This is a genomic window from Bradyrhizobium sp. PSBB068 (assembly GCA_016839165.1).
GTDB lineage: Bacteria > Pseudomonadota > Alphaproteobacteria > Rhizobiales > Xanthobacteraceae > Bradyrhizobium.
Genome location: CP069300.1, coordinates 1,220,150 through 1,244,770 on the forward strand (window position 1 = coordinate 1,220,150; position 24,621 = coordinate 1,244,770).

Annotated in this window: 21 protein-coding genes; 14 read left to right on the forward strand and 7 right to left on the reverse strand. The window is 65.7% G+C overall.

What is annotated here, in order from left to right; genetic code table 11:
• Positions 1-92: 92 nt before the first annotated feature.
• Both JQ507_05810 and JQ507_05815 read left to right on the forward strand, forming a co-directional pair.
• Complete coding sequence (locus JQ507_05810) at positions 93-2,474, forward strand: EAL domain-containing protein (GenBank protein QRI71028.1); 2,382 nt, start codon at positions 93-95, stop codon at positions 2,472-2,474.
• 261 nt (positions 2,475-2,735) lie between these two features.
• Positions 2,736-3,728: a DUF2778 domain-containing protein gene (locus JQ507_05815; protein QRI71029.1), complete on the forward strand. Its 993-nt coding sequence runs from the start codon at positions 2,736-2,738 to the stop codon at positions 3,726-3,728.
• A gap of 38 nt (positions 3,729-3,766) precedes the next feature.
• Here the strand turns inward: JQ507_05815 and JQ507_05820 are convergent, their stop codons facing one another.
• Complete coding sequence (locus JQ507_05820; GenBank protein QRI71030.1) at positions 3,767-4,714, reverse strand: helix-turn-helix domain-containing protein; 948 nt, start codon at positions 4,712-4,714, stop codon at positions 3,767-3,769.
• Positions 4,715-4,891: 177 nt separating this feature from the next.
• Between JQ507_05820 and JQ507_05825 the strand changes: the two genes are divergently transcribed.
• The 4 genes from JQ507_05825 to JQ507_05840 all read left to right on the forward strand — a co-directional run bounded on the left by JQ507_05825 (position 4,892) and on the right by JQ507_05840 (position 9,139).
• Entirely contained in the window at positions 4,892-6,142 is a 1,251-nt protein-coding gene (locus JQ507_05825; GenBank protein ID QRI73201.1) for an acyl-CoA/acyl-ACP dehydrogenase, read from the forward strand.
• A 193-nt stretch (positions 6,143-6,335) separates the two neighbouring features.
• Entirely contained in the window at positions 6,336-7,382 is a 1,047-nt protein-coding gene (locus tag JQ507_05830) for an aromatic ring-hydroxylating dioxygenase subunit alpha (protein ID QRI71031.1), read from the forward strand.
• A 5-nt stretch (positions 7,383-7,387) separates the two neighbouring features.
• Positions 7,388-8,134 carry a GntR family transcriptional regulator gene (locus JQ507_05835; protein ID QRI71032.1) on the forward strand — a complete coding sequence of 249 codons (747 nt, stop codon included), beginning with the start codon at positions 7,388-7,390 and terminating at the stop codon, positions 8,132-8,134.
• A gap of 12 nt (positions 8,135-8,146) precedes the next feature.
• A complete protein-coding gene (locus tag JQ507_05840) occupies positions 8,147-9,139 on the forward strand; it encodes an oxidoreductase (GenBank protein ID QRI71033.1) in 993 nt (330 codons plus the stop codon).
• 245 nt (positions 9,140-9,384) lie between these two features.
• Here JQ507_05840 and JQ507_05845 read toward each other — a convergent pair whose 3' ends face one another.
• Positions 9,385-11,346: an EAL domain-containing protein gene (locus JQ507_05845; protein QRI71034.1), complete on the reverse strand. Its 1,962-nt coding sequence runs from the start codon at positions 11,344-11,346 to the stop codon at positions 9,385-9,387.
• Positions 11,347-11,623: 277 nt separating this feature from the next.
• On the opposite strand from JQ507_05845, the gene JQ507_05850 reads away from it, so the two are divergent.
• Together JQ507_05850 and JQ507_05855 are read left to right on the forward strand one after the other, a co-directional pair.
• Positions 11,624-12,619 carry a VOC family protein gene (locus JQ507_05850; protein QRI71035.1) on the forward strand — a complete coding sequence of 332 codons (996 nt, stop codon included), beginning with the start codon at positions 11,624-11,626 and terminating at the stop codon, positions 12,617-12,619.
• 1 nt (position 12,620) lies between these two features.
• Positions 12,621-14,234 (forward strand): bifunctional 3-(3-hydroxy-phenyl)propionate/3-hydroxycinnamic acid hydroxylase, encoded by a 1,614-nt coding sequence (locus tag JQ507_05855; GenBank protein QRI71036.1) that lies wholly within the window; start codon positions 12,621-12,623, stop codon positions 14,232-14,234.
• Here JQ507_05855 and JQ507_05860 read toward each other — a convergent pair.
• From JQ507_05860 to JQ507_05870, 3 genes are read right to left on the reverse strand one after another with little or no spacing between them, the layout of a single operon-like run.
• Positions 14,224-14,697: a heme-binding protein gene (locus tag JQ507_05860; protein ID QRI71037.1), complete on the reverse strand. Its 474-nt coding sequence runs from the start codon at positions 14,695-14,697 to the stop codon at positions 14,224-14,226. The two genes, JQ507_05855 and JQ507_05860, sit on opposite strands and share 11 nt — an antisense overlap.
• Before the next feature lie 38 nt (positions 14,698-14,735).
• A complete protein-coding gene (locus JQ507_05865; GenBank protein ID QRI71038.1) occupies positions 14,736-16,241 on the reverse strand; it encodes an aldehyde dehydrogenase family protein in 1,506 nt (501 codons plus the stop codon).
• 10 nt (positions 16,242-16,251) lie between these two features.
• Positions 16,252-17,793, reverse strand: a complete 1,542-nt coding sequence (locus JQ507_05870) for a hypothetical protein (protein QRI71039.1) — start codon at positions 17,791-17,793, stop codon at positions 16,252-16,254.
• Between the two features lie 312 nt (positions 17,794-18,105).
• On the opposite strand from JQ507_05870, the gene JQ507_05875 reads away from it, so the two are divergent.
• From JQ507_05875 to JQ507_05900, 6 genes are all read left to right on the forward strand, one after another.
• Entirely contained in the window at positions 18,106-18,873 is a 768-nt protein-coding gene (locus tag JQ507_05875) for an iron-containing redox enzyme family protein (GenBank protein QRI71040.1), read from the forward strand.
• Between the two features lie 20 nt (positions 18,874-18,893).
• Positions 18,894-19,238 (forward strand): (2Fe-2S)-binding protein, encoded by a 345-nt coding sequence (locus tag JQ507_05880; GenBank protein ID QRI71041.1) that lies wholly within the window; start codon positions 18,894-18,896, stop codon positions 19,236-19,238.
• A 3-nt stretch (positions 19,239-19,241) separates the two neighbouring features.
• Positions 19,242-19,538: a ferredoxin gene (locus JQ507_05885; GenBank protein QRI71042.1), complete on the forward strand. Its 297-nt coding sequence runs from the start codon at positions 19,242-19,244 to the stop codon at positions 19,536-19,538.
• A 12-nt stretch (positions 19,539-19,550) separates the two neighbouring features.
• Positions 19,551-19,880 carry a 2Fe-2S iron-sulfur cluster binding domain-containing protein gene (locus JQ507_05890; protein ID QRI71043.1) on the forward strand — a complete coding sequence of 110 codons (330 nt, stop codon included), beginning with the start codon at positions 19,551-19,553 and terminating at the stop codon, positions 19,878-19,880.
• A 127-nt stretch (positions 19,881-20,007) separates the two neighbouring features.
• Positions 20,008-20,817 (forward strand): GntR family transcriptional regulator, encoded by an 810-nt coding sequence (locus tag JQ507_05895; GenBank protein QRI71044.1) that lies wholly within the window; start codon positions 20,008-20,010, stop codon positions 20,815-20,817.
• 181 nt (positions 20,818-20,998) lie between these two features.
• Positions 20,999-22,630, forward strand: coding sequence for a choline dehydrogenase (locus JQ507_05900; protein QRI71045.1), 1,632 nt, complete (start codon positions 20,999-21,001; stop codon positions 22,628-22,630).
• Between the two features lie 272 nt (positions 22,631-22,902).
• Here JQ507_05900 and JQ507_05905 read toward each other — a convergent pair whose 3' ends face one another.
• Complete coding sequence (locus tag JQ507_05905; protein QRI73202.1) at positions 22,903-23,934, reverse strand: uroporphyrinogen decarboxylase; 1,032 nt, start codon at positions 23,932-23,934, stop codon at positions 22,903-22,905.
• 408 nt (positions 23,935-24,342) lie between these two features.
• Complete coding sequence (locus tag JQ507_05910) at positions 24,343-24,582, reverse strand: hypothetical protein (GenBank protein QRI73203.1); 240 nt, start codon at positions 24,580-24,582, stop codon at positions 24,343-24,345.
• Positions 24,583-24,621: the final 39 nt, after the last annotated feature.

Here is a 24,621-nt window from a genome sequence, read left to right on the forward strand (position 1 = left end):
CAAGTCGTTTCAAACTCATCGCGTTCTGCAACGTCAGGTTAAGTCGCCGTTCCTAGGCTCAACCGACTATTTCAGGGTTGGGCGCATTGGGCATGTTCTTTTCATTCCGAAGCTGGGCGCTGTGGCGGGTCGTTGGGCCCCTGCTGGCGATCGTGCTGCTGCTGGGTGGCCTGTCGGCCGGCAGCCTGCAGGTGATGTCCGCGGTCAGGGCCTATGTGGCCGGCGAGAGCATGTGGTCGAAGGGGCAGAAGGACGCCATTCACTACCTCCAGACCTATGTCAGCACCGGCGCGCCGCTCTATCTGCAGAAGTTCGACGCCGCGATCGCGGTGCCGCTGGCCGATCGCACGGCGCGGCGTGCGCTGGAGGCGCCGGGCAACAACGACGCGGTGGCTCGCGCCGGTTTCGCCAGAGCGGGCAATCATGATGACGACATCGGCGGCCTGATCTGGCTGTTCAAATATTTCCGCAAGATGCACCACGTGGCCGGCGCGGTGACGGCCTGGCGCAATTCGGATGCGCTGCTCGATCAGCTGATCGAAATCAGGAACGAGGCCGCGAACGACGTCGCGCTGCATGATCCCTCGGCTGCGACCATCAAGCACTGGGCCGAGCGGATCGGTACGGTCGATGCCGCAATGAGCACGCTTGCCGTCGATTTCTCCGACCATCTGGGGAAGGCCTCGCGTCAGGTCTCGGCGCTGCTCTTGCTGGTCAATCTCGTGATCGCGGCCTGCCTTGCCGGCATCGTCCTGGTCCACACCCGGCGGATGCTGTGGCGGCGCTGGCTGGCCGAGACCGCGCTTGCCGTCGAGAAGGAGCGCGCCCAGCTCACGCTGGCTTCGATCGGCGATGCGGTCATCGTGACCACGCAGGACGATCGCGTCGGCTACATGAACGCCGCCGCACAGCGGTTGATCGCGGCGGAACAGGACGTAACGGGATGGCAGCTTTCATCGCTGTTCAATATCGCCGAGCAGCCGGTGCGCGGATCGTTCCAGAGCGCGGATGCCGATGACGAAAGCCGGCCGCAGCAGCGGCTGCTGGTGCGGCCGGATCATTCCAGCGTGCCGGTCTCGGTGGTCGAGACCGCGATCGTGCATGAAGGTGAGCCGTCCGGACGCGTCATGATCATTCACGACATGACCGCCGAGCGGCGGCTGGTCGAGGAATTGGCGTGGGCTGCCTCGCATGACGCGTTGACCGGCCTTGCCAACCGGCGTCAGTTTGAATTCGAACTGCACAAGGCCATGTCGGGCGGGCCGGCGACGGGCGCCGATCTGATGCTGATCGACCTCGACCAGTTCAAGATCGTCAACGACACTTGCGGCCACATGGCCGGCGACCGGCTGTTGAAACAGGTGGCGCGGTTGCTGACCGCCGAGGTGGGCGGCAGCGGACTGGTTGCGCGTCTCGGCGGCGACGAATTCGGCATTCTGCTGCGCGACGACGGCGCCGCCACGCACGACGTTGCCGCCGACGTCGCGGAGCGGATCAGGGCGGTGGTCGAGCAGTCGAACTTCGTCCATGAGGGCTCGAGCTTCAGGATCAGCGCGAGCATCGGCCTGGTCGGGCTTGCCGACAGCGCCGGCGTGCAGGACGCACTGCGGCTTGCCGACGTCGCCTGCTTCCTTGCCAAGGACAAGGGGCGCAACCGCGTCCAGGCGCACCGTCCGTCCGATACCGGCATGGCCGTGCGGGTCGCCGAGATGAGCTGGGTCAATCGCATCCGCAAGGGATTGGACGAGGGGCGCTTCTGCCTCTACGAGCAGGAGATCCGCCCGGTCAACGGCGTGCTGAAGGGCAACGATCGCCGCGAGCTGCTGCTGCGCCTGCGCGACGAGAGCGGCGCCCTGGTGCCGCCCGGCAGCTTCCTGCCCGCCGCCGAGCGCTATGGGCTGATGCCGCTGATCGACCGCTGGGTGGTGCGTCGCGCCTTCGAGATCATCGCCGAGCGCAAGCACCATCCGCGCAAGATCGCGAGCTACGCCATCAACCTGTCCGGCGCCACCATCGGCGACAGCGACTTCGTCGACTTCGTCGCCGCGCTGTTCGCGCAGCACGACGTGCCGCCGGCGCTGGTCTGTTTCGAGATCACCGAGACCAGCGCGATCTCCAATCTCGACGAGGCACAGACGTTCATTGCGCGGTTGCGCGAGATCGGCTGCAGCTTCTCGCTCGACGATTTCGGCACCGGCATGTCCTCGATCGCCTATCTGAAGCATTTGCCGGTCGACATCATCAAGATCGACGGGTCGTTCGTGAAGGAGATCCTGAACAGCAAGGTCGATCGCGCGATGGTCGAGATGATCACCAAGACCGCCAAGATCATGCAGAAGCAGGTGGTCGCGGAATTCGTCGAGAGCCTCGCGATCCTGGACGAGCTGCGCCAGATCGGGGTCGACTACGTCCAGGGTTACGCGATCGGGAAGCCGGTCCCGGTGCTGACCCTCCGGGAAGAAAAGATCGCCTGAGTCGCCGAAATTGTCCCGAATCGGGACTTTTGGGTCATTTCGGCTGTTTCTGGGGCTGATTCCCCGGCATTTTCCATCCGAAAAACGTTTAAAAATCCTCTCGTTGCCCGCTCCGTCTCGATTATGCCTTACTCTAATTCCCTGATATGATGAGCGATCGGTGAATCCCACGTGGGCCGGCCAACAGGCCCCAGAACACCGAACTTGGGGATGATGGGTCAACATACGACGAAAGCTGCCGGGCGTAAGTCGAGCCGCGGCATGTCTCTGATGGGCAGCACGGCGTTCGCCGTGACGGCGCTCGTCATGTCGTCTGGCCTTGCCGCCTGGATGGTCGGCATCGACCCGACCGCGTGGCTGCACGGACCAGCGTTCGCCAACACCACCGCATCGCTGAACTTCGACGATCGCTTCGGCTCGCGCTCCACCATCAACACGGCCTCGCTGTATTATCCCCTCCGCCGCGGATTCCGTTCGAGCCGCGGCGATTTCAATTCCGAGTTCGGTCAGATCGAGGACGCGCTGGCCGGCCAGCTGCGCGATACGCAGACCGAGTTGCCCGGCAGCCAGCCGGCGTCGGCGTCCGTCGCCGCGACGACCAACACGGCGACATCAGGCGTGCCGATGCCGCGGTCGCGGCCGGCCGAGGCCAATCTGCTCGCGCGCAATGATCTGCCGATGCCGGCGCCGCAGGCACCTGTGCCGCAGGGCGACAACCGCACGTTCCTGCAGAAGATCGCCGACATGATGCCGGGCAAGCTGCAGCTGGCCTCGGTCGATCCGAATGACGGCTTGTTGTCCGGTCCGAGCCCCGATCTCGGCGCGCTCGGCTATGACAGCACCACGGCGGTCTATGACATTACCGGCCGCATCGTATACATGCCCGACGGCACCAAGTTCGAGGCGCATTCAGGTCTCGGCAATCTGCTCGATGATCCGTCGCATGTGAACGCGCGCAATGCCGGTGCGACGCCGCCCGGCATCTATGAGATGAAGCCGCGCGAAAAGCTGTTCCATGGGGTGCCTGCACTGCGCATGACCCCGGTCGACGGCAGCGATACGTTCGGGCGTGTCGGCCTGCTCGTCCACAGCTACATGCTCGGACCGAACGGCGACTCCAACGGCTGCATCTCGGTCAAGCACTACGACAAATTCCTGCAGGCCTATCGCAGCGGCACGGTCCGGCGCATTGCCGTCGTGATCAGCATCAAGGACGTCAAGTCGGCCTCGACCCGCGCAGCGTCGAATTCCTAAATCCGCACGCCGGCACCGCCGGCGCGTCAACCCCTGCTTCAGTTCGTCTCCTGGTCGCCGGCGCGGATAGCGCCGGGCGAGGTGCCATAGGCGCGGCGGAACGCACGGGCAAAACTCTCGTGGCTCTTGAACCCGACACGCAACGCGATCTCGCCGATCGGTAGATCGTTCAATCGGGGATCACGAAGCTGGTTGAGGCTGTGGCGGAGCCGCGCGTCGCGGACATGCGCCGCGAAGCTCGTTCCGGCGTCGGCGAGCACGGCAAACAAATGGCTGCGTGAGATCTGCAGATGCCGGCAGATATATTTCGCCGAGAGTTGCGGATTGTGCAGCTCGTCCAGGATGAAGGTCTGGATCTGCCGCAGCATCACTTCGCGCTGTGATGCCGATCCGGCCGCCGGCACGCCGATGGTGGTCGCGCGCACCAGCAGGCTCTCGAGCTGGCTGGCGGCGAGGTCATCGACCAGCGCGAAATCGTCGGGGATATCGCGCAGCGCGCCGAGATAGGCGGAGGCGAGCCGGCCCGCGCCGCGGCCGGCGATGACGTTCGGCGGCCGGCCCGGCATCTGCTGCAGGTGCCGCCGCAGCCGCGTGCCGGGAATCGTAGCGCAGATCAGGTCGCAGCCCTGCTCGAACCGCATCGCGAAGGGCTCGTTGGTGTCGAGCAGGACGATGTCGCCAGGGCGCGCCAGTGTCTTTTGCCCATACTGCTCGACCACGGCATCGCCGGCGATCTGGAGATTCGCGAAGAACGATCCATCCTGGAAACTGCCGATTCCCTTCCGCGTGCGATGGATGGCATTGGGCACGGACTGCACGCGCGACAACGGCAGTGCCGCGCTGCCGATGCTGGTGATGGCGCCGTCGAAATCGTCGGGCGAGATCTTCTCCGGCTCGAGCGGCAGATAGGTTTGCAGCACCGCTTCGCGCCAATAGGCGAAGCGGTCTGCCGGTGCGACGTCGTGCATATTCCAGGTAGCGCCCATGTTCGCGTGCCGGAGTTTGCCTGTCAGGACGGAAGCCGGCGGCGAGCTTACAATCAATTGCCGTGCCAGTCAGGCGGACATTTTGCCAAACCGGCGTGGACGCAGTGTCAATGACTTCGGCAGGCCGGCATCTCACCTTCGGTCATTCGACCCGCCGGAGGAGAGACGACCATGCCGATCGATTTCACCCTGACCAAGGAACAGCGCGAGCTGCAGATGTCTGCCCGTAGCTTCGCGCGGACTGTGCTTTCAGGCGTCGCCGACGCAACCCGCCATCTCGCCACGCCTGCGGAGCGCTTCGCGGCCACGCGGCCGTTCTACGAACAGGTGGTCAAGGCCGGCTTCCTGCGCCGGATGATCCCTGCGCCGCTCGGCGGCGAGGGCACCGGCGTGTTCGACATGGCCATCGTCGCCGAGGAGTTTCAGTCCGTCGACGTCAACGTCTCGCTGACGTTGTTCGGTTCGCTGCTCGGCCTGATGCCGGTAATGCTGGCGGGCTCGCCGGCGCAGCAGAAGACGTTCATCGCGCCATTCCTCGAACGTGCCGGCGCGCCGCTCGCCGCCTTCGCCTTCAGCGAGCCCGGCGGCAGCGCGAACTTTGCCTCGCCGGTGCCGGGAACAGGCTTGCGGACGGCGGCGCATCTCGACGGCGAGGACTGGGTCATCACCGGTGCCAAGCAATGGGTGTCGAGCGCGACCGGCTGGGACGGCAACGGCGCCGACCTGATCTGCGTGGTCTGCCGCACCGATCCCGCCGCGGCGCCCGACAGCGCGATTTCCGTGATCGCAGTGCCGCGGCCCGCCGGCGGCATCAAGGGCATCGCACTCGAGCGCGCGGCCGACCTGATGGGCCATCGCGCCCATCTGACGCCGCGCTTCCGGCTCGAGCAGGTCCGCGCGCCCAGGGACAATGTGTTGGGAGGCGCCGGCGGCGGCCTGCAACTGGTGGAGATGAGCTTTGCCGGCACCGCCGCGCTGGTCGGCGTGTTCGGCGTCGCCCTGATGCGCGTCGCCTTCGACTACGCGCTGAACTTCGCCCGCAGCGAGCATCGCGGCGGCGCGGTGCCGATCATCGAGCACCAGGCGGTCGGCTACGCGCTGGCCGACGCCAAGATGGCGATCGAGGCGGCGCGCTATCTGAGCTGGAAGGCCTGTCACGCCATGGACAGCAATGCGCCCGGCGCCTTCGAACTCGCGCTGCACGCCAAGGTGTTCGGCTCGGAAACCGCGGTGAAGGTGATCACCGACCTGATGCGCGTGGTCGGCATCGGAAGCTACGACCACCAATGTCCGCTCGCCGGTCTGTTGCAGGATGCGATGGCCTATCCGTTGTTCGACGGCGGCAACATGGGCGTGCGCCGCCGCCAATTGCATACGCTCCTGAAGAGTCCGGGCTACGATCCGTTGACCGCGTCCGGTGCGGCCTAACGGTTCCCTCTGCAGCCTCCCGCAAACCGCGTCATATCGCCTTCAGTTTCCGCTGGAGGTGGTGTGGCGCGGTCCGCATTTCGATATCTGTATACTGCAAAGGCCTTTTTAGATTATTATAATACCTCCATTTGCAAAAAATGGGAGTTTATGTATACATAAAGTATCTGAAACGACCCCCAGAGGGCGAGCGATGCCAAAACCCTTCCCCATGAACGCCTGGTATGCGGCCGGGTGGGACGCGGAGATCAAGCACGCGCTGCTGCCCCGGACGATCTGCGGCAAGCACGTCGTGATGTTCCGGAAGGGCGACGGCGAGGTGGTGGCGCTCGAGGATGCCTGCTGGCATCGCCTGGTGCCGCTCTCCAAGGGCCGGCTCGACGGCGACACCGTGGTCTGCGGCTATCACGGCCTGAAATACAATGCGCAGGGCCGCTGCACGTTCATGCCCTCGCAGGAGACCATCAATCCGTCGGCCTGCGTGCGCGCCTATCCCGTCGTCGAGCGCCATCGCTTCATCTGGCTCTGGATGGGCGATCCCGCGCTCGCTGATCCCTTGCTGGTGCCCGACATGCACTGGAATCACGATCCGGCCTGGGCCGGCGACGGCAAGACCATTCACGTCAAATGCGACTACCGCCTCGTCGTCGATAATCTGATGGACCTGACGCACGAGACCTTCGTGCACGGCTCGAGCATCGGCAATGACGCGGTCGCCGAAGCGCCGTTCGACGTCACCCATGGCGAGAAGACCGTGACCGTGACGCGCTGGATGCAGGGCATCGAGGCGCCGCCGTTCTGGGCCAGGCAGTTGCAGAAGCCTGGCCCGGTCGATCGCTGGCAGATCATCCGCTTCGAGGCGCCGTGCACCGTCAATATCGACGTCGGCGTCGCGCCGGCCGGATCGGGCGCGCCGGAGGGCGATCGCTCGCAGGGCGTCAACGGCTATGTGCTCAACACCATCACGCCGGAGACCGAGAAGACCTGTCATTACTTCTGGGCCTTCGTCCGCAATCACCGCATCACCGAGCAGCGACTGACCTCGGAGATCCGCGACGGCGTCGCCGGCATCTTCCACGAGGACGAGATCATCCTGGAAGCGCAGCAGCGCGCGATGGACGAGAATCCGGACCGCGTGTTCTACAATCTCAACATCGACGCCGGCGCGATGTGGGCGCGCCGCGTCATCGACCGCATGGTGGCGAAGGAGAATCCACCGCAGCTGCAGGCGGCGGAGTAGGCGGCATGGCGGAGCGCGAGGCCGAACGTTCAGTATCGCAGACCGTGCGGGCGCAGCTCGCGCTGCGTGAGCTGATCGTTTCCGGCGGCCTGCGGCCGGGCGAGCGCATCTCGGAACTGCAGGCGGTCGAGGTCACCGGGGTCTCGCGCACGCCGGTGCGGATGGCGCTGGTTCGGCTGGAAGAGGAGGGCCTGCTGGAGGCGATCCCGTCCGGCGGCTTCATGGTCAAGGCATTCTCCGAGCGCGACATCCTCGATTCGATCGAGCTGCGCGGCACGTTGGAGGGATTGGCCGCACGCTTTGCGGCCGAGCGCGGCGTCTCGTCGCGCGATCTGGAGCCGCTGAAGGAATGCCTCAATGAGATCGACGGCCTGGTGCGGCAGGAGCCGATCTCCATGGAGGCGTTTTCGTCCTATGTTGCACTCAACGCCCGTTTCCACGTGCTGCTGGCCGAGCTGTCGCGCAGTCCGCCGCTGATCCGGCAGATCGACCGCGCCTCGGCGCTGCCGTTCGCCTCGCCGAGCGGCTTCGTGATGGCGCAATCGGCCTTGCCGGAGGCGCGCCAGATCCTGCTGATCGGGCAGGACCATCATCGCGTCGTGGTCGACGCCATCGAGAACCGCGAGGGCGCGCGCGCCGAGGCGATCATGCGCGAGCATGCGCGGCTCGCGGCGCGCAACCTGCGGCTCGCGCTGCGCAACCGCACCCATCTCGATCTGCTGCCGGCACTGGCGCTGATCTCGGCCGGCTGAACAGAGCACGCCATGCGATTCATCGAAACCTGGACGTCCGCCACGCTGCTTGCCGTGCGCGATCTCACGCCCGGCATCCGCGAATTCCTGCTACGGCCCGACGATTTTGCCGGCGCGCCCTATCCCGTCGGCAGCCACATCGATGTCGGCGTCACCATCGACGGTCAGCCACAGACCCGCTCCTATTCGCTGGTCGGCGAGGTCGATCCGGAAGGTCTTCGGATTGCGGTGCGGCGTGCGCCGGATTCCCGCGGCGGCTCGCAATACATGTGGTCGCTCGCGCCGGGAGCGCGGCTCAACATCACGCGGCCGGCCTCGCTGGTGCAGCTCGACTGGACGCGGCGGCAGTTCTGCCTGATCGCAGGCGGCATCGGCATCACGCCGATCGTCGGTGCGGCGCAGGCGCTGGCCCGCCGTGATGCCGCCGTGACGCTGCATTATGCGGTGCGCACGCGCGGCGATGCGGCCTATCTCGACAGGCTCGAACGCCTGCTCGGCGACCGTCTCATCGTCCACGCCGCCGACGAGGGCCGGCGGCTCGACCTCGAGCGCGTCTTCGCAGACCTGCCGCAGGATACGATGACATTGTTCTGCGGCCCGATGCGGATGCTCGATGCAGCACGGCACGCCTGGGAGGCGTCCGGCCGGCCGATGACCGATCTACGCTACGAGACTTTCGGATCGAGCGGGCTGCTGCCGACCGAGGCGTTCCGCGTGCGGCTCGCGGGCCAGGGGGGCGAGCTGGGCACCGAGTTCGTGATCCCGCGCGACCGCTCGATGCTGGACGTGCTCAACGAAGCCGGCCATGAGGTGATGAGCGACTGCCGGCGCGGCGAGTGCGGCGTCTGCGCGCTCGACGTGGTTGATGTCGATGGCGAAATCGACCATCGCGACGTCTTCTTCAGCGCGCACCAGAAACGGGAAAGCCGCAAGATCTGCGCCTGCGTCTCGCGTGCGCGCGGCACCATCACGGTCGACACGCTGCATCGCGCCGACACGCTCTGACGCGCCTGGCCGGCGTGGACGTTCGATCCGGGTTAAAGCGCGAGATTAGGTTGAGGTGGAACGGCGTCGAAAGTTCACCTCTCCCTTGGGAGAGGTCGATTTGCGCAGCAAATCGGGTGAGGGGGTTACGGTCTATCGAGAGAGCAAGAGCCCTCACCCGGATTGCTTCGCAATCCGACCTCTCCCCAACGGGGAGAGGTGAACCGAGACTGCGGCAAGCTGATCAACCCAAAACTCATCCGGCTTCACGCCGCGTGCACCGAGTGGCGCGGATCGTGATCGAGCAGCGCGGAGATGTCGCTGCCCGACATCGGCCGGCCGATCAGATAGCCCTGGACCTCGTCGCAACTGGTCTGGCGCAGATATTCGAGCTGATCGGCGGTCTCGACGCCTTCGGCCACGACGCCGATCTGGAGGTCCTGTGCGAGGCCGATCACCGATTTGACGATCGCGGCGCAATCCGGCTCGGTCAGCATGTCCCGGATGAAGGACTGATCGATCTTGATGCGGCTGAACGGCAGCTTGCGCAAATAGGTCAGCGACGAGAAGCCGGTGCCGAAATCATCGAGCGCAACCGTTAGCCCAAGCTCGAGCAGCCCGTTCAGGATCGCGGGCGCGGACCCATATTTCGAGATCAGCATCGACTCCGTGATCTCGATTTCCAGCCGATTCGGCGCGACATTCGCCTCGGCAAGCGCATCGACGATGGTTTGCAGGATGCCGACGTTCTGAAACTGGACCGCGGAGAAATTCACCGCGATCCTGATGTCGTCAGGCCAGCGCGCCAGCATCGCGCAGGCATGGCGGATCACCCATTCGCCGAGCTGGTGGATCAGTCCGCTCTCCTCGGCGATCGGAATGAAGACGCTGGGCGGGATCAGGCCGCGCGCCGGATGCTGCCAGCGCAGCAGCGCCTCGAAGCCGGTGATGCGGCCTTTGCGGATGTCGAGGAACGGCTGGTAGACGAGAAACAGCTGGTTCGCTTCGATCGCCTGTTCGAGATCGCGCTGCAACGCGCGGCGGTCGCGCGCCGCCTGGTCGTCGCTCGCTTCGAAGAAGCGGATCGTGCCCGGGCCGGATTTCTTGGCCCGGTAGAGCGCGATGTCGACATGCTTGAGCAGCTCGTGCGGATTGTTGCCGTCGCGCGGCGCGAGCACGATACCGACGCTGATCGCGCCTGATATCTCCAGTCCGTCGATCGGGAGTGGATCGGCGAACGCCGCGACGAAGCGTTCGGCGATCGCGAGCACGTCCTCGGGTCGCGTCAGATTGGACATGATCAGCGCGAACTCGTCGCCGCCGATCCGCGCGACATGCTCGGCCGCGCGGGTGCAGCGCTGCAGCCGGGCCGCGACCTGCACCAGGAATTCGTCGCCTGCCTGACGGCCGAACCTGTCGTTGATCTCCTTGAAGCGATCGAGATCGAGCAGCAGCACGGCGAATTCCTCGCCGGAGCGCGCCAGCCGGCTCAGCGCGCCGTTGAGCGCCTCGTTGAAGGCGACGCGGTTCGGCAGATGCGTCAGCGGATCCTGCCGCACCGTCCGCTCCGCCTCGTGCTGGGCGATGATGCGACGCCTGAACTCGAAGGCATTGACGAACACGCCGCGCAGCAGCACCGAGCCGTAAACCAGCACGAGGACGGCCATCAGCAGATAGATGAAATCGCCGTCGCGGCCGAGGCAGATGGCGATGCCGACGAAGATCGGCGCGGTGAAGGCAATCGCGGCGATCGGGATGGTGGAGAAGGCGAAGGCGCCGCCGGCGAGCATTCCGGCGCAAAGACAGGTGATCACCAGCTGGGCGCCGCTCGATGCGTTGGCGAAGAAGGCGACCGGGACGACACCCCAGGCGGCGCCGAGCGCCAGCGCATTGCGCACCAGCCGGTACATGGTCCGGCGCGAGACGAATTGCGGCTTGGTGATGCGGCGCGAGGCGCGCGCCTGCAGGCCGAAGAACAGCGCGGCGCTGCCGACTGCGGCGGCCCACACCAGCGCAAAGGCCCAGTCCGCCGATTGCCAGAGTGCAATGGCGAGCACCAGCGCGTTGCAGGCGTTGGCCAGCATGATGCCGAAGGAATAGCCGAGCACGAGCGACACCTGCTCGGCGCGGATGTGGCCGGCGAGCGCTTCATCCGTCGGTGGTGCGCCGAGGGCCGCGAGGTCACCGGCGAACAGGGCCGCGAAATATGATCTGAGATCGATACGCATCTCACCACGTTGCCTGCGCGTCGTTACGTCGCCAGTGCGGTTGGCCATGGCGCAACGACCAAGAATTCTATGCAAACCTTTGACAAACTATGAACTATTGGCGCGAACCCGGCCACCGCGGCACGCGGCGCGGCTGCACCAGGGGGATTGCTCCCGGATCGATACACTGCGTGATGTGATGTCACGGACTCGGCAAGAGCTGCCGGGCGAAGCGTGGCTTGATCGGCAGTCGGTTTTTCGCAAAGACTTGGGTCCCAGCGAATGAAATCAGGTGCGCATGAGCCTCCCGACCACGAACCACGATCCCGGGTTTCGGATCACGCGGGCGAGCCATGTCGTCCTGACCGTGCGTGACCTCGCAGCCAGCCGGCAGTTCTACGAAAAAGTGATCGGGCTGATCCTGACCGCGGAGGAGGGCGACGCGCTCTACTTCCGCGGCGTCGAGGAGGCCTGTCATCACAGCCTTGTGTTGCGCAAGGGTGGGGGCGCCGCCTGCGCGCGGCTCGGCCTGCGGGTGTTTCGGGACGACGACCTCGACCGGCTCAAGGCGTTCTTCGAAGCGCAGGGCTGCCGCGCCATTTGGGCCGAGGTGCCGCATCAGGGCCGCACACTGCAGGCGACCGATCCGGCCGGCACGCCGCTGGAGTTCTGCGCGACCATGCCGGTGGTCCCGCGCATGATCACCCAATTCACCCGCCATGCCGGCGGCTCGGCGCTGCGGCTCGATCACTATCAGGTGCTGACGCCGGAGGTGCGCAAGGCCTGCGAGTTCTACACCGCGGCAGGCTTCCGGCTCAGCGAGTATATCGCGCCGGCCGGCACCTTCGATCTGCGTGGTGTGTTCCTGCAGCGCAAGGGCAATCCGCACGACATCGTGTTCTTCAACGGCGCCGGACCGCGGCTGCATCATTTCGCGTTCCTCGCACCCGAGGTGCACCATCTGCTGAACGCCTGCGATATCGCCGGCGAGCTCGGCTACGGCGCGGCGGTCGAGCGTGGCCCGGGTCGGCACGGGCCGGGGCATGCGATGTATGTCTACATGCGCGATCCCGACGGGCATCGCGTCGAACTGTTCAACACGCACTACCAGATCATGGATATCGAGAACGAGCCGATCGGCTGGGACCCGTCCGACCACAAGGTCTCGTTTCCATGGGGATTGCCGGCGCGGCAGGCCTGGTTCGAGGAGGCGACGCCGTTTGCCGATGTTCCGATCCGCGAGCCGCAGCTGAAGCCGAGGCCGCTCACGCTCGAGAGCTACCTCGCGAAGTAGCATGTCGATGCCGGTCGCGAACCTCACCTATGATGCGGCAATCGTCGGCCTCGGGCCGGTCGGCGCCGTCTTCGCCAATCTGCTGGCAAAGGCCGGCTTGCGCGTCGCCGTCGTCGAGCGCGTCGCCGATATCTACGACAAGCCGCGCGCGATCACGCTCGACCACGAGGCGCTCCGCGTGCTGCAGGCGATCGGGCTCGGCGACTTCTTGGAGCAGGCGATCGCCCCGCATAACGGCTCGCACTATCTCGGCGTCGACGGCGAGATCATCAAGATCTTCGATCCGATGCCGCCGCCGTTTCCGCTCGGCTGGATTCCGAACGTCACCTTCGTGCAGCCCGACCTCGAGCAGGCGCTGCGCAACAAGCTTGCCGAATATCCGCGTGTGGACGTCCTGCTCGCGGCTGCCGGCGTAGCGCTGCAGCAGGACGATGACGCGGTGACGCTGACCGTACGCCGCGAGTCCGGCGAGCAGTTGCCGATCCGGGCGCGCTATCTGATCGGCTGCGACGGCGCCAACAGCTTCGTGCGCAAGCAGCTCGATATCGGCCTGGACGACCTTGCCTTCGACGAATGGTGGATGGTGGTGGATACGCTGACCAGCGATCCCGCCAAGCGGCCGGCCAAGAGTTTTCAATACTGCTGGCCGTCGCGTCCCGGCACCTTCGTGCCGGGTCCGCGCAATCTGCGGCGCTGGGAGATCAAGCTGCTGCCGGGCGAGGATCCCGAGGCGGCCGGCGCACCCGACAACGTCGTGCGGTTGCTGAACGGTTTTACCGACATCTCCGATCTCACGATCTGGCGCTCGGCGGTCTATCGCTTCCACGCGCTGCTCGGGCAACGCTGGCGCGACCGTCGTGTGCTGCTGATGGGCGATGCCGTGCACCAGACGCCGCCGTTCCTCGGGCAGGGGCTGTGCGCCGGAATCCGCGATGCCGTGAACCTCGCCTGGAAACTCCGACTGGTGCTGCGCGGCGATGCCGGCGAAACGCTGCTCGACAGCTACGAGATCGAGCGCAAGCCGCATGTCCGCGCGGTCGTCGCCAGCGCCAAGGAGTTCGGCAAGATCATCGGCGAGCTCGATCCGGAGGCGGCAGCCGAACGCGACCTGCGGCTGCGCGCCGAGCTGAAGGCCGGCAAGGCCGAAACCATCAGGCAGAGATTCATCCCCGATCTCGTCTCCGGCCTGATCGCGCGCGATGCCGTGCTCGCCGGGCGGCTGTTCGTGCAGCCGCATGTGCGCGCACCGGATGGGCGGACATGCCGGCTCGACGATCTGCTGAAGCCGGAATTTGCGATCGCGACGACGGCCGCGGCGCCGATGGCGTGGCTATCGGACGTGGCCTCTTGGCAGGGCCTGTCCGGCGAGCGCGTCGTCATCACCACGTCAGGTGAAAGCAGCGATGCCGACGGCATCTTGAGCGTGGTGGAGCGCGACGGGCTGTTCGCCGACTGGATGCGGCAGCATGGTGCTGCAGCGGTCATCGTGCGGCCCGACCGCTACGTCTTCGGTGCCGCCGGCAATGCCGACGAGCTCAACAGGCTCGTCGGTGAGCTGCGCGAAGGTCTCGGCGCGGCGCCCTCATCAATTCCGGCGACATCAGTTACTTCTTGATGTCGGCCGCGACCAGCACGCGATGGCCATGCAGCAGCTCCTGCAGGGCTTGCAGCGCCGCGACGCCGCATTGGGTGTCCTGCTCACCATTGCCGCCGCTCAGCCCGATGCCGCCGACCACCTCGTCGTCGACGACGATCGGAAAGCCGCCGACGAACACGGCGAATTTTCCGTCGAAGCTCCACTGGATGCCGAACGCCTCGTTGCCGGGCAAGGCAGGTCCGTTCGGCGGCTGGTTGAACAAATGGGTGGAGCGCTTGTGCCCAGCCGCGGTGAACGCCTTGTTCCAGGCGATCTGCGGGCCGGTGACCCGCGCGCCATCCATCCGCTCCAGCGCCAGCGGATAGCCGCCGTCGTCGGTCACGCAGACCGTCTCCGCGACGCCGATCTCGGCGGATTTGCGGATCGCGGCGGCGATCATGTGGCGGGCTTCGGCAAGTTCAAGTTTGAAGGTCTGTCTCATCGCTATCTTCCGGGATTGGATAGACTGTCGACCGTGGCTCAGACGCCGCGGTAGACGGTCTTGATCTGGGTGTAGAATTCGAGGCCGGTGCGGCCGGACTCGCGGAAGGTCGAGGTGCTCGACCGTTTCAATCCGCCGAACGGCGCGTTGATCAGATTGCCGGTGGTGGTGCGGTTGATCTTCACCGTACCGGACTGGATGTCATTGGCGAAATCGTGCATCGCGCGCGGGCTGCGGGTCACGATCGCGGCCGACAGCCCATATTCGCTGGCATTGGCCTTGGCGATCGCATCGGCATAGCTGTCGACCGTGATGATCGCGATCACGGGGCCGAAGATCTCCTCGCGTGCGATCGTCATGTCCTGGGTCACGTCGGTGAAGATCGCGGGCGAGACGAAGTATCCGCCGTCATAGGCGGCGCCGGCGAGCCGGTCGCCGCCATGGAGATGCGTCGCTTCCTTTTTCCCGATCGCGACATAGCGCAGCACGGTTTCAAGCTGCTTTGCCGTCGCCAACGGCCCCATCTCCATCCCGCCGGTGAGGCCACTGCCGATCCTGATCGCCTTCACTCTGGCGAGCAGCCGCGCGGTGAATTCGGCACGCACCTGCTTCATGACCAGCACGCGGCTGGTGCCGGTGCAGGCCTGGCCCGCCAACGACAGGCCGCCCTTGACGGTCAGATCGACCGCCAGATCGAGATCGGCGTCGTCCATGATGATCAGCGGATTCTTGCCGCCGAGCTCCATCTGCGTGCGGGTCACGAAGCTGACCGCGCGGCAGATCTGTTCGCCGGCGGACGTCGATCCCGTGAACGAAATCGCGCGAATGACCGGCGGCTCGGTGATCGCAGGCCCGATCTCGCCGGCCTTGCCGGTGATGAAGTTGAGCACGCCCTTGGGCAGACCTGCCGCAATCAGCGCCTCCGCCAGGCGATAACCGCTGAGCGGCGCGTCGGACGACGGCTTGAACACGACAGTGTTGCCGGTGATCAGGGCCGGGGCGATCTTGCGCGCCGGGATCGAAATCGGAAAATTCCAGGGTGTGATGACCGACACGACGCCGAGCGGCTCGCGCAGCGTATAGACCGTCATGTCCGCATCGTCGTTCGGAAACACCTCGCCGGTGAGCGACTGTCCCTCGACGGCATAGAAGCGCAGGGTCTGGGCCGAGCGCAGCACCTCGTCGCGGGCGAGACCGAGCGATTTGCCCATCTCCCGCGTGATCTCCCGCGCGATGTGATCTGCGCGTGCCTCGAGATGATCGGCGGCCCGGTTCAGGATGGCGGCGCGTTTCGTGATCGGCGTCCGTCTCCAGCCTTCGAACGCTGCGGCGGCGGCATCGACAGCGGCTTGAGCGTCGGCGGCGGTCGATTGCTGGAAGCGTCCGACCAGGTCGGCGTTGTCGGCGGGATTGATGTTCGCGAACAATCGACCGGAGGCGCTTGAGGTGCGCTCGCCGGCGATCAGGTTCGGAAACGCCTCGATGTCAGCTGCGCCCTCTGCGGAAGGGTGCGCGTTGCGTACCGTCGTGTCAGCTATCGTCACGGGATTCTCCTCAGTGCCAGATCAGGACCGCGCAGACGGTCGATACCGCCAGGCCGGTCAATACGGGGACCATCGCGGTCCGCACGATCTGGAAGACCGGGACGCGCGCGAAGCCGGCCACCGCGATCAGCGACGACCAGGCCACCAGGGTGCCGCCGCCGGTCCACACCGCGCCCATCTGGCCGATCGCGGCGAGCGTCGCCGGCTGCATTCCAACCGACGGTGCGAGCGCACCCGACAGTGAGCCGGTCAGCGGCAGGCCGGCAAAACCCGAGCCGTCGATGCCGGTGATCATGCCGGAGATCAAAATGCCGAAGGCGACGAAGAATTCATTGCCGGGGATCCAGGCCTGCGCGGTCTGGATCAGTTCGAAAAGCAGGCTTGGCGCCTGGGCCGCCGGAACCCCGAGGATCGGCGCAGAGAGGCCCGGTTCGGCGCCGAGAAAGAAGAAGCCCGCGATCGGCAGCACGGATCCCATCGCCTTGAAGGCGAACACGAAGCCTTCGGTGACGTGATCGGCGCTGGTGTCGAGGAACTTGCGCAGATTTTCAGAGATGGAGGATGCGCAGATCATCAGCATCGCGGCGACGCCACCCACCAGTGCGGCCGCGTCGCCGCCCTTGAGGTCATGGCCGATGCCGAGCTTGGCCAGCACCATCACGGCGATGACACAGAGGAAGGCGAGCGGGGTCGCGACCGCAAAGAATTTCGACCAGCCTTCGCGGCGCGTCGGCACCCCGGCAAGTGCCTTGTCGATCTGGGCCTGGGTCGCAAACGGCCGCTGTCCCTCGGCGGTGCCGCGCGCGATCTCCGCCTTGTCGAAGCTGCCCTCCTGCTCCAGCCGCGCCAGTTCGCCGTTGCTCGACTGGGCCTGCCAGCGCTCCAGCAGCCGGTCGTCGGGCTTGGTGATCGACTTGCGGATCGAAAGATAGGCGAGCGTCAATGCGATGCCGCCGGTGATGAGGGACAGCACCAGCGCACGGTCCGCGACGGTGGCGGCACTGACCGCGGCGCCGGCCGCCTTGGCGCTGATCCCGGGCGCGACGCCGATCACGTAGTCCGACGACAGCGCCATGCCCTGTCCCGCGATCGCGATCGCAATGGCGCCGCCGAGCGGCGACAGGCCGGCGGCGATCGCCGCGGGCAGCAGCACCGCGGAGACCAGCGGCACGGCCGGCGTCGGCCAGAAGAACAGCGAGATCACATAGGTGATCGCGGCAAGCACGAAATAGGCTGTATGTCCGGTCTTCATCACGGCGCGGAACGGTTCGACCATGCGGATGTCCGAGCGCAGCGCCTTCAATGCGTTCAGCAGCGCCGTCATCAACGCGATCACCAGGAAAATGTTGAAGAGCTCCTTGGCGGCGGTGAAGCTCGCGTTGAAGACGCTGGCGAGCGCCGCGACCGGACTGTGCGTCCATGCCAGCGCGACCAGCAGCGTTGCGATCACCGACGGCACCACGACGTTGGCGCGCCAGATCATGGTGAGAACGATGACGGCGACGCCGAGCAGATAGACCCAATGTGCGGCGACGATCGGAGCGTGCTGCATGATTGTTTGTTTCCCCCTCTAACGCGCAAATAATGTATACTGTATTCAAGAATGGCAAGCTCAAATTCCGAGCTCGCGGTCCGCGCGGCATATAAGGGCGGGAAGCATCATGACCGCATTTTTGTGCAGAATAAGCACAAAATAGCGGCTGCGTCCTGCGGATAATGCCGCAGGGAAGGCGGGGCGAAGAACCTAGTCTTCGGTGTTGACAGTTATATAAATCGTATACAGTATACAAATAAGGTCGAGCCAGAATGCGGCCAATGGCCCGTCGCCTGGACGGCAAGTTCTTCACGGCACAGGAGCGCCACGATGCAGAAGATGATGGATCATGTGGAATTTCGAGCGGCCCTCGAAAACGCCATCAAGGGGAAGAGCGCCAACAAGGCGCCGTTCAGCGTCGCCTGGGCCAGCGGCAAGCTCAGCCGCGCGCATCTCGCGCGCTGGGCCGAAAACCACTACCACTATGTCGGCCCGTTCGCCGACTACCTCGGCTACATCTATGCGCGGATGCCGGAGCAGTACCAGGAGGCCAAGGACTTCCTGCTCGCCAACATGTACGAGGAAGAGATCGGCGGCGACCGCCACACCGATCTCCTGATCCGCTTCGCGGAGGCCTGCGGTACGACCGCGGCGCGCATCAAGGACCCCGACAACATGACGCCGACGACGCGCGGGCTGCAGAGCTGGTGCTATGCAGTCGCGATGCGCGAGGATCCGATCGTCGCGGTGGCCGGCCTCGTGGTCGGCCTGGAATCGCAGGTGCCCTCGATCTATCGCAAGCAGACGCCGACGCTGCGCGAGAAGTACAAATTCACCGACGAGGAAGTCGAGTTCTTCGACCTTCACATCGTGTCGGACGAGATCCACGGCGAGCGCGGCTACCAGATCGTGCTGGAGCACGCCAACACGGTCGAGCTGCAGCAGCGTTGCCTCAAGATCTGCGAGATCGGCGCACAGATGCGGCTGCTCTACACCACCGCGCTGTATCACGACTATGTCGCAAACGACATTCCGCTGGCAGAGCTCGATCTCGCCAGCGGCGTCTCCGCCGAAGAGCGCGTGCTGTTGCAGGCCTGAGCCGCGGGGAGCGCGCCGCGATGCCCAACGTGATTTTTCACCGCGACGGCGAGACCTTCGTCGGCGAGGTCAAGGAGAACACCAATCTCGTCGTCCGCGCCGGCATTCGCCAGTTTCCCTATCCCAACTTCCTGTACGGCTGCGGGATGGGGAAGTGCGGGAAATGCGCGTCGCTGATCATCAAGGGCGGCGAGCATTTGCCGGAGCCGAACTGGAAGGAAAAGAAGCGCCTCGGTGCCAGAATCGAGCAGGGATATCGCCTTGCCTGCCAGCTTTGGCTCACGCATGACGTTGAACTGTCGCAGGAGGCGGCGCCGCTGGCCGACGTGGTCGCGCCTGCCGGCACAGTGGTTGGGAGGACGTGACCAATGTATGTGATACTGACGAGCAAGCCGGGGCAGTTTCGCACCGAGATCGTCGAGGGCCTGCGGCCGCTCGCGGCCTATGACTATCTGTTCTACGGCATCAGGAAGGCGACGTTCGTGATTGCCGAGCTGGTCGCGGAGACCAAGGTCAAGGTGATCGACGAGGCCTGGTCGCCGCCGATCGTGAACGAGGTGCCCTCGAAATTCCTCGAAAAGTTCGAAACGCCGGAGCGGGCGCTGAACGAGCTCGAGCACCTCATCACGTTCGGCCATATGGACACCAAGCTGCGCAAGCGCTGAGCGGATGCCGGGATGATCGAAGTCACGTTTCTGACCAATGGCGGGAAAACCGTGACCGCCGCGGAGAACAGCAACCTGCTGCGCGTCTCGCTGCGCGAGCAGGGCGGCATTCCGTTCAAGTGCGGCGGCGGACTGTGCGGAACCTGCAAATGCCTGATCGAGAAGGGCATCGAGAACACCGATGCGATCAAGCCGAAGGAGCGCAAGCACCTCACCGAGGAGCAGTTCGCCGCCGGCTACCGGATGGCGTGCCAGACCTTCCTCACCGGCAGCGTCAGCGTGTCGTGGGTGCCGAAGACAGCAGTGCAGGCGGCGCGGTCCGTAGCTGTTGACGGCGAATGAGCGCGGCTTGATGGCCTGCATCCGGCGGTCTAAATACGCAATCGCGGTCATTCGGCCAGGTGTCTGGCGGCTCTTGGGACCTGTGGCGTCCTTGCATTGAGCGAAGCGCGGCCGGACAGGTCAGTTCATGGCAGGCAGGCTCGGAAGCTCCAAACGTCTCGGCGACGACTATCTCTCCCTCCACGGCAGGGTGATCGAGGAGCTGCGGCAGGCGATCCTGAGCCGGCGGCTGAAGCCCGGCGAGCGGCTGGTCGAGGGGCGCCTCGCCGATGAGCTTGGGGTGTCCCGCAATCCGGTGCGCGAAGCGATCCGCGTGCTGGAGTCGGAAGGGCTCGTCGAGGTGACCGCGCGGCGCGGCGCCTCCGTCATCACGATGAGCGATGAGGAGGCGCGCGAGACGGTCGAGGTGCGCGCGCTGCTCGAGGGACAGAACGCGCGCCTTGCCGCCCGTCGCCGCGAGGAGAGCATCATCAAGCGGATCGCGGCGGTGTTGAAGCAGGGCAACGAGGCGGTGGCCGGGCGGCGCTACGACCTGTTGCCGGATCTCAACCAGCAATTCCACCACGAACTGGCCGAGGCCGGCCGCAACCGCGTGCTCGCCGATCTGCTGAAGCGGCTGCGCGAACGCACGGCGATGCTGTTCTCGCCCACCGATCCGGTGCGTCAGGCCCGCACCTGGGATGAGCACGCTGCAATCCTGCGCGCCATCATCGCCGGCGACGAGCGTGCTGCGGCCACGCTTGCTGCAGAGCATGTGATGCGGGCCGGCGCGGACTTTCTCTCGAGCCTGCACGTGCCTGACGAGGAGACTTCGCTTGAGGCGGCGTCGGCGAAGTACGGCCTGCCGTCCGGCTCTCGCGCCGATCAAGTGGCGACCAAGCCTGTGCGCCGGAACCAGGAGCGCGCCGGCACGCGGCGGCGGAAGGCAGGGAGCTGAACGCGCCCGCCGCGTGTTGATGGTTTTATGGCCTGCCGATCCGGGGTTCAGAGGTCCGGTGGTACCGCTCCGCATCGTGCGCTTACTTTCTTGACCGTATCTGCCTCGCTCGCTACCTCTCTTCCCAATGCTGGGCAGGGACGCAACTCTGCCGGCCGCGCCGCATGGCCGGGGGAAACCAATGAACAACAACAATCATGGCGCGCCGGCGAACGACGTCGCCGAGTATGATTACATCGTCGTCGGTGCCGGCTCGGCCGGCTGCGTGCTTGCCAACCGCCTGAGCGCCGACGGCAAGCACTCGGTGCTGCTGCTCGAGGCCGGGCCGAAGGACACCAACATCTGGATCCATGTCCCGCTCGGCTACGGCAAGCTGTTCAAGGAAAAATCCGTCAACTGGATGTACCAGACCGAGCCCGAGCCCGGTCTGAACGGCCGGCAGGTGTTCCAGCCGCGGGGAAAAGTGCTCGGCGGTTCCAGCTCGATCAACGGCCTGCTCTACGTGCGCGGCCAGCACGAGGACTATGACCGCTGGCGGCAGCGCGGCAATGCCGGCTGGGGCTATGACGACGTGTTGCCGTACTTCAGGAAGGCGGAAGATCAGCAGCGCGGCTCCGACAAATATCACGGCGCCGGCGGACCGCTGCCGGTGTCGGACTGGCGCTACCATGATCCGCTGTCGGAAGCGTTCGTGCATGCCGCGGCCGAAGTCGGCATTCCGACCAATCCGGATTTCAATGGCGCGACCCAGGAGGGCGCGGGCTTCTTCCAGACCACGACGCGGCGCGGCCGGCGGGCCTCGACGGCGCGGTCCTATCTGCGGCCGGCGTTGACGCGCGGCAATCTGCGCGTCGAGACCTCGGCGCTGGCACAGCGCATCCTGTTCGACGGCAAGCGCGCCAGCGGCGTCGCGTACAAGCAGGACGGGCAGTTGCGCATGGCCAAGGCGCGCAAGGAAGTGCTTGTGTCGAGCGGCGCGTACAACTCGCCGCAATTGCTGCAGCTCTCTGGCGTCGGTCCGGCCGATCTGCTGAAGCAGCACGGCATCGAGATCGTGCTCGATGCGCCCGGCGTCGGCAACGATCTGCAGGATCACATGCAGGTGCGCATCGTCACGCGCTGCGCGCAGAGCGTCACGCTGAACGACGTCGTCAACAATCCGGTGCGCCGCGTCATGGCCGGCCTGCGGTATGCGGCGTTGCGCAAGGGGCCACTGACCATTGCCGCCGGCACGTCGGGTGCGTTCTTCAAGACCAGTCCGCGGCTGGCGTCGCCCGACATCCAGATCCATTTCCTGCCGTTCTCGACCGACAAGATGGGCGAGAAGCTGCATCCGTTCTCGGGCTTCACGGCCTCGGTCTGCCAGCTGCGTCCGGAGAGCCGCGGCTCGCTGAAGATCAGGAGCGCTGACCCCAGCGTGCCGCCGGAAATCCGCATCAATTATCTCGCGACCGAAACCGATCGCCGCGCCTTCATCGACGGCATCCGCATCCTGCGCAAGATCCTGGCCGCGCCGGCGCTGAAGTCATATTCGGTCGGGGAGGTCGATCCCGGCGCCAAGGTGGTCAGCGACGATGACCTGCTCGAGTTCTGCCGCCGCACCGGCAGCACGGTCTATCATCCGACCTCGACCTGCCGGATGGGCAATGATCCGCTCGCGGTCGTCGACAACAGGCTCAAGGTGCGAGGCATCGAGGGTCTGCGCGTGGTCGACGCCTCGGTGATGCCGGACCTGATGTCGGGCAACACCAACGCGCCGACGATCATGATCGCGGAGAAGGCGTCGGACATGATTTTGGAGGATGCGCGGTAGGGATCGCGGTGGCGTAGCCCGAGTGGAGCGCGCGAAAATCCGGGGCCGTCCGTTCCGTGTGGCAAGAACCCGGATTACGCTGCCGCTCTATCCGCATCCTCTTCGTATTCCGGGGCTCGCGAGGCGAGAACCCGGAATCCATCGGGCCGCATAACTGGCGGAGACATGGATTCCGGGCTCATCGCTTCGCGATGCCCCGGAATGACGGAAAGTGTGAGACAAGCAGCAAGATCGGATGGATTTCGCTGCGCTCCATCCGGGCTACCGGAAACTCACCCCTTATACGCGCGTACCCGTGCGACCATCTGCTCGACATGGGCGATCGGCGTCTCCTGCAGGATGCCGTGGCCGAGGTTGAAGATCAGCCGGCCCTGGCCGAAATTCTCCAGTACATCGTCCACCGCGCGGTCGAGCGTGGCGCCGCCGGCGATCAGCGCCAGCGGATCGAGGTTGCCCTGGATGGCGACGCGGCTCTGCACCCGCTCGCGGATCATCGACGGTTCGGCTGCCCAGTCGATCGAAACGGCATCGACCCCGGTTTGCTCGACATAGGCTGGCAGCATGCCCGCCGCGCCGCGCGGAAAGCCGATGATCCTGGCATCGGGGACCTGCTTGCGCACCCCGGCGACGATGCGCCGGGTCGGCTCGATCGACCAGCGCGCGAATTCGCGCGGCGGCAGCACGCCGGCCCAGGTGTCGAAGATCTGCAGGCAACCGGCGCCGGCTTTGAGCTGGCCGACAAGATAGTGGATCGAGTTCTCGACCAGCACGTCGATGATCTCCGCAAACGCGTCCGGATGACGATAGGCGAGCATCCGCGCCGGAGCCTGGTCCGGCGTGCCCTGACCGGCCACCATGTAGGTCGCAACCGTCCATGGCGCGCCGCAGAAGCCGATCAGCGTGATGTGGGGCTCAAGCTCGCGCCGGACACGGCGCAGGGCCTCGAAGACCGGCTCGAGCGTGTCGAAATTGGCCTGCGTTGCGAGCGTCGCGATCTCGCCGGGCGTCGCCAAGGGATCGAGCCGGGGGCCTTCGCCGGCCTCGAAGCGCACCGAACGGCCGAGCGCGTGGGGGATCACCAGGATGTCGGAGAAGATGATCGCGGCGTCGAAGTTGAACCTGCGGATCGGCTGCAGCGTGACCTCGGTGGCGAATTCGGGCGTGAAGCAGAGATCGAGGAAGCCGCCGGCCTTGGCGCGCAGCTCGCGGTACTCCGGCAAATAGCGGCCGGCCTGCCGCATCATCCAGAGCGGTGGCCTGGCTTGCCGGTGGCCCGACAGGAGGTCGATGAGCGGCTTCTTGATGGGATCCTGGGGCACGCGAAAATTCCTGATCTCGGTCAAATTCTGGCCCCTGATACACGCTGCGGTGCAGCGGGCCAAGGCGGTTCTGGAACCCCCGGCGCACTCCCGGCTGAAGCAGGGCCGACCTTCCCGGCGTCCGATCCGGTCGGCGCCACGCAGGCCGCGCCGTCGAAGCGCGACGGCAATTGCGACAATTAGCTGTTATATCGCAGCGATTGCTAACCACGATGCGAAATGAGTTCGTCCGCGCGGGGAACGATCGGCCCGGCGGCGGACGCGCGAAGCGCGCCCATGGTCCGGCCTGCGATCGTCGCGGCCGCAATTGCTGTGATGCTGTGGCTGATGCTGCCCGCGTGAAACCCGTGCGGCCGGTTCCGCTCAGCGAAGCCGCCGCATGCCGGAATCAACTTACAGGGGGCCGCTTCCGGGGCGCTGCATCCGGTCGAACTCGAAGGTCACGCCGAGCCGGCGCTCGAGCCGCCAGACCAGAATGCAGTGCCGCCGGATCGGCTCGCTCTCGATCTCGAGGTCGAACGCGAACGGGAGTGCGGCGTCGCTTTCCACTGCGAGCCCCGCCCCTCCGGTCGAGATGTTGAGCACAAGGCATTCGACGCTGGTGTTGCGGAAGAAGATCGTGCCGCGCTTCATCAGGGCGATTCGCTGGCTGTCGGTCTTGTATCTTCTTAT

Coding starts and splice junctions, on each gene's coding strand:
- JQ507_05815 (QRI71029.1), top strand. CDS start 2,736: ATGTCTCTGATGGGCAGCACGGCGTTCGCCGTGACGGCGCTCGTCATG.
- JQ507_05835 (QRI71032.1), top strand. CDS start 7,388: ATGGCGGAGCGCGAGGCCGAACGTTCAGTATCGCAGACCGTGCGGGCG.
- JQ507_05855 (QRI71036.1), top strand. CDS start 12,621: ATGTCGATGCCGGTCGCGAACCTCACCTATGATGCGGCAATCGTCGGC.
- JQ507_05810 (QRI71028.1), top strand. CDS start 93: ATGTTCTTTTCATTCCGAAGCTGGGCGCTGTGGCGGGTCGTTGGGCCC.
- JQ507_05890 (QRI71043.1), top strand. CDS start 19,551: ATGATCGAAGTCACGTTTCTGACCAATGGCGGGAAAACCGTGACCGCC.
- JQ507_05840 (QRI71033.1), top strand. CDS start 8,147: ATGCGATTCATCGAAACCTGGACGTCCGCCACGCTGCTTGCCGTGCGC.
- JQ507_05885 (QRI71042.1), top strand. CDS start 19,242: ATGTATGTGATACTGACGAGCAAGCCGGGGCAGTTTCGCACCGAGATC.
- JQ507_05820 (QRI71030.1), bottom strand. CDS start 4,714: ATGGGCGCTACCTGGAATATGCACGACGTCGCACCGGCAGACCGCTTC.
- JQ507_05845 (QRI71034.1), bottom strand. CDS start 11,346: ATGCGTATCGATCTCAGATCATATTTCGCGGCCCTGTTCGCCGGTGAC.
- JQ507_05850 (QRI71035.1), top strand. CDS start 11,624: ATGAGCCTCCCGACCACGAACCACGATCCCGGGTTTCGGATCACGCGG.
- JQ507_05860 (QRI71037.1), bottom strand. CDS start 14,697: ATGAGACAGACCTTCAAACTTGAACTTGCCGAAGCCCGCCACATGATC.
- JQ507_05875 (QRI71040.1), top strand. CDS start 18,106: ATGCAGAAGATGATGGATCATGTGGAATTTCGAGCGGCCCTCGAAAAC.
- JQ507_05870 (QRI71039.1), bottom strand. CDS start 17,793: ATGCAGCACGCTCCGATCGTCGCCGCACATTGGGTCTATCTGCTCGGC.
- JQ507_05895 (QRI71044.1), top strand. CDS start 20,008: ATGGCAGGCAGGCTCGGAAGCTCCAAACGTCTCGGCGACGACTATCTC.
- JQ507_05830 (QRI71031.1), top strand. CDS start 6,336: ATGCCAAAACCCTTCCCCATGAACGCCTGGTATGCGGCCGGGTGGGAC.
- JQ507_05910 (QRI73203.1), bottom strand. CDS start 24,582: ATGAAGCGCGGCACGATCTTCTTCCGCAACACCAGCGTCGAATGCCTT.
- JQ507_05900 (QRI71045.1), top strand. CDS start 20,999: ATGAACAACAACAATCATGGCGCGCCGGCGAACGACGTCGCCGAGTAT.
- JQ507_05880 (QRI71041.1), top strand. CDS start 18,894: ATGCCCAACGTGATTTTTCACCGCGACGGCGAGACCTTCGTCGGCGAG.